General features: G+C 63.0%; 8 protein-coding genes. 1 reads left to right on the top strand and 7 read right to left on the bottom strand.

Annotated elements, in window-relative coordinates:
* Positions 1–4: 4 nt before the first annotated feature.
* From DOM36_RS00040 to DOM36_RS00010, 7 genes are all read right to left on the bottom strand, one after another.
* Complete coding sequence (locus tag DOM36_RS00040) at positions 5–853, bottom strand: ABC transporter permease subunit (protein ID WP_232823696.1); 849 nt, start codon at positions 851–853, stop codon at positions 5–7.
* Between the two features lie 187 nt (positions 854–1,040).
* A complete protein-coding gene (oppB, locus tag DOM36_RS00035) occupies positions 1,041–1,967 on the bottom strand; it encodes an oligopeptide ABC transporter permease OppB (RefSeq protein WP_075568230.1) in 927 nt (308 codons plus the stop codon).
* A 79-nt stretch (positions 1,968–2,046) separates the two neighbouring features.
* Positions 2,047–3,648 (bottom strand): peptide ABC transporter substrate-binding protein, encoded by a 1,602-nt coding sequence (locus DOM36_RS00030; protein WP_110640458.1) that lies wholly within the window; start codon positions 3,646–3,648, stop codon positions 2,047–2,049.
* 110 nt (positions 3,649–3,758) lie between these two features.
* Positions 3,759–5,306 carry a peptide ABC transporter substrate-binding protein gene (locus tag DOM36_RS00025; RefSeq protein ID WP_232823673.1) on the bottom strand — a complete coding sequence of 516 codons (1,548 nt, stop codon included), beginning with the start codon at positions 5,304–5,306 and terminating at the stop codon, positions 3,759–3,761.
* 159 nt (positions 5,307–5,465) lie between these two features.
* Entirely contained in the window at positions 5,466–6,449 is a 984-nt protein-coding gene (locus DOM36_RS00020; RefSeq protein WP_157958517.1) for a C40 family peptidase, read from the bottom strand.
* Positions 6,450–6,479: 30 nt separating this feature from the next.
* Positions 6,480–8,078, bottom strand: coding sequence for a peptide ABC transporter substrate-binding protein (locus DOM36_RS00015; protein ID WP_075568228.1), 1,599 nt, complete (start codon positions 8,076–8,078; stop codon positions 6,480–6,482).
* Positions 8,079–8,356: 278 nt separating this feature from the next.
* Positions 8,357–9,934 carry a peptide ABC transporter substrate-binding protein gene (locus DOM36_RS00010; protein WP_110640454.1) on the bottom strand — a complete coding sequence of 526 codons (1,578 nt, stop codon included), beginning with the start codon at positions 9,932–9,934 and terminating at the stop codon, positions 8,357–8,359.
* 215 nt (positions 9,935–10,149) lie between these two features.
* Here DOM36_RS00010 and prfB point away from each other — a divergent pair.
* Positions 10,150–11,248, top strand: a protein-coding gene (prfB, locus tag DOM36_RS00005) for a peptide chain release factor 2 (protein WP_110640452.1) whose coding sequence is annotated in 2 segments (ribosomal slippage) — positions 10,150–10,224 and positions 10,226–11,248 — 1,098 coding nt in all. Because the reading frame shifts where the segments join, the coding sequence is not laid out codon by codon here.
* Positions 11,249–11,260: the final 12 nt, after the last annotated feature.

The following is an 11,260-nucleotide window of genomic DNA, read 5'->3' as shown; positions in this document are numbered from 1 at the left end:
GTCCTTAACGCGTGCGCGGATCGAGGGCGTCGCGCAGCCCATCGCCCAGGAAGTTGAGACAGAACAGCGTCGCCGCGAGGAAGAATGACGGCACCAGCAACATCCACGGTGCGCTCTCCATCATGTCGACGCCTTCGGAGATCAGCACGCCCCAACTGGTCAACGGCTCCTGCACGCCGAGTCCCAGGAACGACAGGAAGCTTTCGAGCAGAATCACCTTGGGCACGGTCAGGGTGACGTAGATGATCACCGGTCCGATGGCGTTGGGGATCAGGTGGCGGGTGACGATCTTGGTATCGCGAACGCCGAGCGCATGGGCGGCCTCGATGAACTCGCGACGTTTCAGCGCCAGGGTCTGGCCGCGCACGATGCGGGCCATGTCGAGCCACTCCACCGCACCGATGGCGGCGTAGATCAGGAAGATGTTGCGCCCGAACACCACCATCAGCAGGATCACCAGGAACATGAACGGCAGCGAATACATGATGTCGACGAAACGCATCATGACGTTGTCGACGCGGCCACCCAGATAGCCCGAGATGGCGCCATAGAGCACCCCGATCACTAGGCTGACGAAGGAGGCGACCAGTGCCACCGATAGGGAGACACGCCCGCCGTAGAGCACCCGGGTGAGCAGGTCGCGGCCGTTGGCATCGGTACCCAGGTAGTGGGCGCCCTCAAGCGCAGGGCCGGTGCCGAAGGCATTCCAGTCGACCTCGGCCAGCCCCCACGGCAGCAGCCACGGGCCGACGATGCAGACCACGATGATCGCGATCAGCAGGCCCAGGCTGAGCATGGCAGCGCGGTTCTGGGAGAGCCGCCGCCAGGCGTCGCGGGCCAGGCTTTCACCCATAGGGGCGGCGCCCGCCTCCGGCTCCGGCGCGCGGGGCGGATTGGGGCCGCCCGCGGGCAGCGGAGCACCATGGGATTGTTCGCCGCTGTAGGGCTTGGATTCAGACGTCATTAGCGGCCTCCCCGGTGGCACGAATGAATGGAGTCGAGGCTCGGTCGTTGTTCATGAGGCGGTTATTGTTCATGGGTCAGTCGTCGTAGCGAATTTGGGGATCGAGCGCGGAATAGAGCAGATCGACGATCAGGTTCATCAGCACGATCAAGACGCCGTAGAAGACCACGGTACCCATCACCAGGGTGTAGTCGCGGTTGAGCGCCCCCTGCACGAAGTAGCGGCCGATGCCGGGGATGCCGAAGATCTGCTCTATCACCACCGAACCGGTGATGATTCCGGCGATGGCCGGTCCGAGATAGGACATGACCGGCAGCAGGGCGGGGCGAATGGCGTGGCGCCAGATCACTTCGCCCTCGTTGAGACCCTTGGCCCGCGCGGTACGGATGAAGTGGCTACCCAGTACTTCGATCATGCTGGCGCGCATCATCCGCGCGATGTAGGCGATCTGCTGGATCGACAGCGCCACCACCGGCAGCACCAGGTTGGGCAGGGCGCCGCCGTTCCAGCCGCCCGCCGGCAGCCAGCCCAGCAGGACGCCGAACACCAGCGCGAAGATCGGCGCGATCACGAAGTTGGGGACGGCGATGCCGGTCAGCGCCGTGCCCATGACCACGTAGTCCACGGTCGAATTTCGCCTGATCGCCGCGGCGATCCCCAGCGGTAACCCGATGATCAGTGCCAGCAGGATCGCCAGCCCGCCGATCTCCAGACTCACCGGGAAGCCCTGGGCTATCAGCTCGGTGACGGAGAAGTCCTTGTACTTGAACGACGGCCCGAAATCGCCCTGGAGCAGGTTGCCCATGTAGCGCAGATACTGCATCGGCAGCGGCTCGTCGAGATGGTAGGCCGCCATCAGGTTGGCCTCGATCTCCGGCGGCAGCTGGCGCTCGCCGTCGAACGGCCCGCCCGGTGCCACCCGCATCAGGAAGAACGAGATCGTGATCACGATCAGCAGCGTGGGAATCGCCTGCAGCAGGCGCTTGAGGGTGTAGATCAGCATGTGTTGCGGTCTCTTCTCGGCTTGGCTGCGGTCATGAGTAACCTTCTAGTATGTAGTAGTCGGCATGGTCTCAGGTTCGTCACTCGGCATCTTTGAAGTGCATCCAACGGCTCAGATGATCGTCCATCGGGCTCTCCTTCCAGCCGGAGAGTGACGGCGAGACCAGTGCCGGCCGAATGTAGAAATAGAGCGGCAACATGGCGTAGTCGTCCAGCAGAATGCCCTCCGCGTCGGCCATGAGCCGCGCGCGCTTGTCCAGATCCAGCTCGTTCGAGGCGCGCTCCATCATGGCGTCGTAGTCGGCGTTGCTATAGCCGGAGTGATTGTTGGGCACGCCGGTGCGGAACAGATCCAGAAAGTTGCTGGCGTCGTTGTAGTCAGCGTTCCACGGCGCCATGCCGATCTGGAAGTCGCCCTGGCGCAATTTCGAGTAGTAGACGGCGGCGTCGCTGTTGGTGAGCGTTACCTCGACCCCGAGCGGTTTCCACATCGCGGCCATGGCAACAGGGATGCGCTTGGTGTCCTGGTTGGTGATGTAGTCGATCGTCAGATGCAGGGGGTGATCGGGGCCGTAGCCGGCGTCCTGCATGAGCGCTTTCGCTTCGGCGAGCCGCTCAGCCATCGGCTCCCGGGCAAAGTCGAACTCGGGGCCGTCATAATGGCTGATTGCGGTGGGCACCAGGCTGTAGGCGAGGGGCTGATTGAGTTTGGTGATTTGCGTCGTGATGATGTCACGACGAACGGCAAGGTTGAGCGCCTCGCGAATACGGGGATCATCAAGAACGCTGCCCGGGCGCTGGTTGAACGCGAAATAGAACGTCGCCAGCGTCGGCGTTTCATGCAGCGCTTCGGGCAGATTCTCGCGAGCCCACTCGATGCGATCGGTCGGCACACTGCTGGTCATGTCGACCTCGCCGGCGCGAAAGCGATTGAGGGCGGCGCGACCGTCGTCGATGGGCAGAAACCGGACCTCGTCGAGCGCGACATTGGCGGCGTCATGGAAGTCGGGGTTCTTCACTGCGGCGATGTGGTCGTGGGAGACCCACTCGGTTAGTTCGAACGCGCCGTTGGAAACCATGTGGCCGGGCTTGGTCCAGTCGCTGCCGTACCGCTCGATGGCGGTGCGTGGAACCGGGTAGGTCGATGCGTGGCTCAGCATCTCCAGGAAATAGCCCGCGGGGCGGGCCAGTGTGACGCTCAGCGTGTGGCCGTCGCTGGCCTCGACGCCCAGCGCATCGGCTGGCTGTTCGCCCTGGTTATAGGCACGGGCGTTGAGGATCGGATAGAGCATGTAGGCGTAGGGGGCGGCGAGTTCCGGGCTGAGGATTCGACGCCAGGCATAGACGAAATCCTCGGCGGTCAGCGGCGTTCCGTCCGACCACTTTGCGTCGTCACGCAGGTGAAAGGTGTAGTGCAGCCCGTCGTCGGAGACATCCCAGGATTCGGCGACGCCGAGAATCGACTCGCCTGCCGCGTTGCGTGCCAGCAAGCCTTCGAACAGATCCGAGACGATGGTCGATTCCCACGTCCCCGTCGTCAGTTGAGGATCCAGTGACGAAGGCTCGGCCCCGTTGGCCCGCCTGAGTATCTGTTTCGATCCCTGAATGTCTGCCACGGCCACCGCTGGTGTCAAAACCATGAGGGCACAGCCTAGACCGGCGATGAACTGCTTGATCGTCATACCTGTTTTCCCTTATCCCGCCACTCGCTGCTGGCGGCTTTTGTCATTGTCATTGTGTTTGTCTCTCACCGGGATTCGGCACCGGTCCGGTCACGACATCCTGCTCTGGTTCACTGAAGTGAAAACCAGCGCGACAGATGCCGGTTGAGCGCGTTGTCCTCCCATCCCTCCAGCTTGGGATTGACCAGATTGCGCGAGACGTCGACGTAGATCGGTGCCACCGCGTAGTCGGACAGCGCCTGCTGTTCGGCCTGCTGCAGCAGTTGCTGTCGGGCCGCCAGGTCGGTTTCGCGACTGGCCTTGGTCATCAGCTCGTCGAAGGGCTGGCCCTTGTAGCCACCGTAATTCTTGGGCGAGTCGCTCTGCAGAATGCCGAGGAAGTTGCTGGCGTCGTCGAAGTCGGCGACCCAGCTGCCGCGTCCGACGTCGAAGTTGCCTGCGGCGAGCTCGGCGTAGTGCACGGCGCCTTCGGCATTGATCAGCTGCGTCTCGACGCCCAGCGGCTGCCACATCGCGGCCAGCGCCACGGCGATTCGCTTGTTGGCCTCGGTGGTGGAGTAGCGCAGGGTCAATTCGAGCGGGTGGTCGGCATCGTAGCCGGCCTCATCGAGCAGGCCCTTGGCCTCGGTGACTCGGTCGTCCATCGCCTGATCGAGGCCGGGCATGGTCTGGGCATCGTAATGGCCGACGCCATCGGGCACGAAGCCGCTGGCCGGGGAGACGACGCCGCCCATGATCTTGTCGGCGATGACGTCCCGGCGAATCGCCAGGTTGAGCGCTTTCCTGACACGCTTGTCGGCGGTCGGGTGGCCGTCGCGCTGGTTGAGGGCGAAGTAGTAGTTGGCCAGCTGCGGGGCGAGATGCACGGCGTCGGGCAGGTTCTCCTGCAGCCACTGATATCGATCCGGCGAGAAGTCGCGGACGATGTCGAGGCCGCCGGCGCGGAAGCGCTGCAGGCCGGCGCTGCGATCCTCGACCGGATAGTAGTCGACGCCGTCGAGGGCGACGTCGTCGACGGCATGGAACTCGGCGTTCTTGCGCGCCGCGATGTGATCGTGAGAGGTCCAGCTTGTCGGGGTGAAGGCACCGTTGGTGGCGATATGGTCCATCTGGGTCCAGTCGTCGCCATACTGCTTGACCAGATGCGAGGGCACCGGAGACGCGGCGATGTGCGCCAGCAGCGTCGGGAAGTAGGGCGTTGGCTGGTTCAGGGTGATCTTCAGCGTCTTGGCGTCGATGGCTTCGACGCCGAGTTCTGGGGCGTCCTGCTCGCCCTTGGTGTGCGCTTCGGCGCCGCGAATGGGATAGAACAGGCTGGCGTAGACGGCGCCGTTGGCCGGATCGAACAGACGCTGGAAGGCGAGCACGAAGTCCTTGGCAACCACGGGTTCGCCGTCCGACCAGTTGGCGTCGTCGCGGAGCTTGAAGGTGTAGACGGTGCCATTGTCGCTGATGTCCCAGCTGCTGGCTGCGCCGGGGATGTACTCGCCGCCCGGATTCAACGTCACCAGGCCCTCGAACAGGTCGCCGAGGACGTCGTTCTCCCAGGTGGTACCGCCGATCCGGGCGGTATCCAGTGATGCCGGTTCGCCCTGGATGCCGATATTCAGCGTGGCGGCCCGGGCGGTGTCGACGGACAGGGATGTCGCAAGGCTCACGGCCGCGAGCAGGGGAAGGACGAGCCTGGCGGTTCTTCGATGTGAGCCGTATCTGGGCTGTGTACGCATGATCGAGTCCATCCGTTGTTGAGCGTTTGTTATTGCCGGGGCTGCTGGCGCCTTCGCCGGTTTTGGCGACCCCGTCTCGATCTTAAGTCTTCATGTTCCCGCTGGAACAGTTCCTGCGGGAATCACCGTTTCCTGACCGCCCGGGTCGAGATAGCGACGCACGGCGCAGAGCTCCGTTTCATAGCGACTACCCGAAAGTCGACGGCATTCGATACGCGCATTGTTGGTGGGCGAGTGCAGCATGCGATCCTCGCCGAGGTATAGCGCGACATGATCGACGACCCGCCGGCCCTGGTCGTTGGGCTTCTCGAAAAACAGCAGATCGCCGGAGCGCCGCTCGTCGAGCTCGACCGGCTGACCCGTCTTGACCTGATCGTGGGCGTCGCGAGGCAGCGCGATGTCGATGGCGGCGAACAGGCTATGAACCAGCCCTGAACAGTCGTAGCCGAAGCTCGAGTTGCCGGCCCACAGATAACGCAGTCCATCGAATCGTCGACCCAGCATTTCCAGGGTGGCCGCGGTAGCCGGGAAAGCGTCGCCCGGTAACTGGACGCTGTCGCGTGGCAGCCAACCGCGTCCCAGCGAGGTCTTCACCCACACTCGCGACCCTTCGCGGGTCTTGGCGTTGTCTCCCGGTTCGGCCAGTTTCAGCCGAGTCAGAAAACTCAGTTTCAGCGAGCGTCCCTGGGGTAGACCCTGGAGCCAGGCGATGGGAGCCATCACCACCACCGACTCGGCATCGGCCGGGCAGCCCTCTGCCTCGACGAGCTGCGTCGCCGGAATCCAGCCGGGGTAGCCGCGCTCGTCCAGCGAGGACCGCTGGCTCGGGACCACCACCCGATTCCAGTCGTTGCCCTGGCTGTCCCGCTGGCGTTCGAGCACCTCGACCGGCGTGTCCAGCAGGACCTGCGTGGCGAGCCGCTTCTCCTGGCACAGGGCAAGGCGGGTGTCGTCGTCCAGATCGGCCAGCCACTGCTCCAGCAGCACCGGGTCGGCCAGCGCCGGGGAGTCGATGGCTCTCGGCGCTTCGGGGGATGTCCACAATCCGGCGACGGCAACACCTACGCAACTCACGTCAAGCCTCGCTGAGCGTCATTCACGCGATTACTCCGTGAAGTGAACCCAGCGGGACGGATGATCGTCCTCGACGTTGTCTGCCCAGCCTTCGAGCTTCGGGTTCACCAGATTGCGGGTGACGTAGGTCAGCATGGGAATGAACGCATAGTCGTTCAGGGCCACGTTCTCCGCTTTCTCGAGCAGCTTCTCGCGGGCATCCAGATCCAGGGTCTGAGCCGCCTGGTCCATCAGCTTGTCGTACTCGGGGTTGGAGTAGGCGCCGTAGTTGTTGCCGACACCGGTGTGCAGCAGGGTGAGGAAGTTCTCGGCATCGTCGTAGTCGGCGATCCAGCCGGCCCGGGCGACGTCGAAATCGCCCTGCTGAATGGTCTGGTAGTGGACGGTCGCTTCGGAGTTGATCATCTGCACGTTGACGCCCAGCGGCTTCCACATGGCGGCAACGGCGATGGCGATCTTCTTGTGCTCGTCACTGGTGTTGTAACGCAGGCGTAGATCCAGCGGGTGATCCGGCCCGTATCCGGCTTCCTTCAACAGTTCCTTCGCCTTGGCCATGCGCGCGTTCATGTCGTCACTGCCGAGATCCATCTGCTGGACGTCGTAGTGGCTGGTGCCCGGCGGGACCATGGCAGTCGAGGCCTTGAAGCTGCCGGCCATGATCTGCTCGGAGAGCACGTTGCGACGGACCGCCAGGTTGAGCGCTTCGCGCACGCGCTTGTCGGCGGTGGGGCTGCCCTCGCGGTTGTTGAGCACGTAGTAGTAGGAGCCAAGATATGGGCTCATGTGGGTGGCGTCGGGGAGGTTCTCGGTCAGCCACTGGTAACGGCTGGAGGGATATTCTCGCAGCACGTCCAGCTCGCCGGCGCGGAAGCGCGAGATGCCGGCGTTGCGATCTTCCGTGGTGAAGTAGTTGACGCCGTCCAGGGAGACATCGTCGGCATCGTAGTAGGTCGAGCTCTTCTCGACGCTGATCTTCGACTGCGAGACCCAGTCCACCGGCTTGAACGCCCCGTTGGTGGCGATGTGGTCGAGCTTTACCCAATCCTTGCCGTACTCGTCGACCAGGTGCTTGGGTACCGGGTAGGAGGTGTAGTGGGTCAGCAGTTGCGGGAAATAGGGCGTGGCGTGGTTGAGCGTGACCTTGAGCGTCCTGCCGCCATCGAGAGATTCCGCTCCCAGCGTGTCCGCGGCCTTGTCGCCGGTGTTGATCGCTTCCGCGTTGACGATCGGATAGAGCATGTAGGCGTACTTGGAGGCGTTCTCCGGCGCCAGCAGATGCTGCCAGCCGAACACGAAGTCCTCGGCTGTGACCGGCTCGCCGTCGGACCATTTGGCGCCTTCACGCAGTTGGAAGGTGTAGGTCTTGCCATCGTCGGAGACCTCCCAGTCTGTCGCCATGCCCGGCAGCAGCTCGCCATCCGGCGACTTCTTGAACAGCCCTTCGTAGACGTCCATCAACACCTGGGATTCCCACACGCCGCCGGAAACCTGCGAGGTATCGAAGGAGGCGAGCTCGCCCATGACGCCGATGTTGAGTGTCTCGGCCAACGCCGGCGATGCCATCAGCGAGGTGGCCAGCGCCAAAGCACTGAGCGGAAACAGCGTGCGGGGGAGGGACGTCTTCGACATGGATGGAGCACTCCGGCTTGTTGTTGTGAAACATTTCGTTGTGAAACATTCTTGGTGGAAATCTTTACGGGGCAGCGCCGAGAAGGAGCCGATCCGAATGCGTTCCCGACCTATGGCCGGTATGGCCCGTAGATTCGATGCAGTACCTTCGCGCGAACCTCATGAGCCGTCTAATTCAAATGCTCGATGGCCTGTTTCATTTCACGCATAGAGGACCGCAAAGGCGGCGGATACGCCACCTTTGCCTTGCATTCGATCCCCGTTAGACGTTGGTCTATTCACTCTGGCAGATCGACCCAGCGCGAGGCGTGCATATCCAGCGCGTTGTCTTTCCAGCCTTCGACTTCGGGATCGACGAGGTTGCGCGAGCTATAGGTATAGATCGGGGTCAGCGGATAGTCGGCCAGGGCCAGCGCTTCGGCCTGGGCCATCAGCTTGCTGCGTTTGGCCGGGTCCTGCTCGGCGTCCGACTGGCTGATCAGCCGATTGTAATCGGCATCCTGGTAGCCGCCGTAATTGTTGGTCTCCGCCGACAGCAGCTGCAGGAAATTCTGAGGATCATCGTAGCTGGAGATCCAGGCGGCGCGGGCGACCTGGAAATCGCCCTCCATCAGATCGGCGTAATGGACGTTGGCTTCGGTATTTCTGAGTTCGACGTCGACTCCCAGCGGTTTCCACATGGCTGCCACGGCCACCGCGATCTGGCGATGCTCGTCGCCGCTGTTGAAGCGCAGCGTCAGTTCGAGCGGCTTGTCCGGGCCGTAGCCGGCTTCCTGCATCAGCGACCTGGCCTTGGCCAGTCGGCTGTCCATGTCGTCGTCGAGGCCCGGCTGGGACTGGGCCTCGTAGTCGCTGGTACCCGGGGGAACGAGAGAGGTCGCCGGCTCGACACCGCCTTTCAGCAGCTGCTTGGCGATCACGTCGCGACGAATCGCCAGGCTCAGCGCCTCGCGGACGCGCTTGTCGGCGACCGGGGAGCCGTCGCGAAGGTTGAACACGTAGTAGTAGGTGCCCAGTGACGGGAACAGGTGGGTGGCGTCCGGCAGGTTTTCCGACAGCCGTGGATACTGCGCCGCCGGGTAGTCGCGCAGGATATCGAGCTCGCCGGCGCGGAAGCGCTGGATGCCGGCGTTCTTGTCCTCCAGCGGATAGTAGTCGACGCCGTCCAGGCTGACGTTGTCGGCATCATGGAAGTTCGGGTTCTTGACCGTTTCCAGCTCGGTGTTGGAGACCCATTTCACTGGCTTGAACGCCCCGTTGACCGCGATATGCGACGGATCGCTCCAGTCATCGCCGAACTCGTCGACGACGTGCTTCGGGATCGGGTAGGCGAACGGCAGCACCAGCGTCTTGAGGAAATAGACGGTAGGGGCGTTCAAGGTGATCCTGAGCGTCCTGCCGTCGTCCAGGGACTCGACACCCAGTGAATCGAACGGCTTGTCACCGGCGTTGATCGCCTGAGCGTTGACCACTGGATAAAGGCGATGCGCGTAGTTGGAAGCCGTCTCGGGATCGACCTGATGACGATAGGCGTAGACGAAATCATCGGCGGTCAACGGTTCGCCATCGGACCATTCGAGATCGTCGCGAAGGTGAAAGGTGTAGATCTTGCCGTCAGCGGAAATATCCCAGCTTTCGGCGGCACCGGGGATGATCTGGCCGTCGGCATCGATGGCGATCGGGCCTTCGAAGATATCCCGCAGGACATCCTCTTCCCACACGCCGCCGGTGATCTTGGCCGGGCTCAGCGAGGCGGGATCGCCGGAGATGCCCACCTGTAGCGTGGCGGCCTGAAGCGGCAGGGCGGTCAAGCTGGCGGCAAAACCGATAGCGGTGGCAAGTCGGGTCGGTATCATGGAAGCGCTATCCCTCGAATGATTGTTGAGTCGAACGCGTATCGATGACGCGCGATTTTTCCAACCTTAGCGCATAGCGTCATCCCGNNCGGGATGACGCTATGGCGCCATTTGGCTACAATGAGCGCCCTTTTGGGGCGTTCTCTCGATTCGGTTTCCGGCTCACGCTTTTGTCGGCTCGGGGGAGCGCCCGTGGCTACGTTGGCAGGAACCCCATGCAAGAGATCAACCCGATCAACAACCTCATCAAGGACCTGTCCGAACGGACAGACGTCCTGAGGGGGTATCTTTGACTATGCCGAGAAGAAAGACCGGCTAGAAGAAGTCTCCCGCGAGCTGGAAAACCCGGATGTCTGGAGCGATCCGGACTATGCCCAGAAACTGGGCAAGGAGCGTGCCTCCCTCGAGGCGGTGGTCGAGACGATCGATACGCTCGACAGCGGCCTCACCGACAACCGCGAGCTGCTCGAGCTGGCGGTGATGGAAGAGGACGACGCCACCATCGACGAAGTGCGCAAGGAGCTTGCGTATCTCGAGGGGCAGCTCGACAAGCTGGAATTCCGGCGCATGTTCGCCGGCGAGATGGACGAGAATAACGCCTATCTCGATATCCAGGCCGGCTCCGGCGGCACCGAGGCTCAGGACTGGGCCAACATGCTGCTGCGCATGTATCTGCGCTGGGCCGAGCATCACGGCTTCAAGGCAGAATTGACCGAAGTCTCGGCAGGCGAAGTCGCCGGTATCAAGTCCGCCACGATTCACGTGCAGGGCGAATACGCCTTCGGCTGGCTCAGGACCGAAACCGGTGTCCACCGTCTGGTGCGCAAGAGCCCGTTCGACTCTGGCGGCCGTCGCCACACCTCATTCGCGTCCGTGTTTCTTTCCCCCGAGGTGGACGACAAGTTCGAGGTGGAGATCAATCCGGCCGATCTGCGAACCGATACCTATCGCTCCTCCGGCGCTGGCGGTCAGCACGTCAACACCACCGATTCGGCCGTGCGTATCACCCACGAGCCGACGGGCATCGTAGTGGCGTGCCAGAGCCAGCGTAGCCAGCATGCCAACCGCGACTTCGCCATGAAGCAGTTGAAGGCGAGGCTGTGGGAGCACGAGATGCAGAAGCGTAACGAGGCCAAGCAGCAGGCCGAGGACAGCAAGGCGGATATCGGCTGGGGCAGTCAGATCCGCTCCTACGTGCTCGACGATCAGCGGATCAAGGATTTGCGCACCGGCGTGCAGAGCAGCAATTGCGACAAGGTGCTCGACGGCGATCTGGATCAGTTCATCGAAGCGAGTTTGAAGCAAGGTCTCTAGCTACGAGCTACG

The organism is Salinicola sp. CPA57 (genome assembly GCF_003206035.1).
Taxonomy (GTDB): domain Bacteria; phylum Pseudomonadota; class Gammaproteobacteria; order Pseudomonadales; family Halomonadaceae; genus Salinicola; species Salinicola socius.
This window is presented reverse-complemented; position numbering and strand designations above follow the sequence as displayed.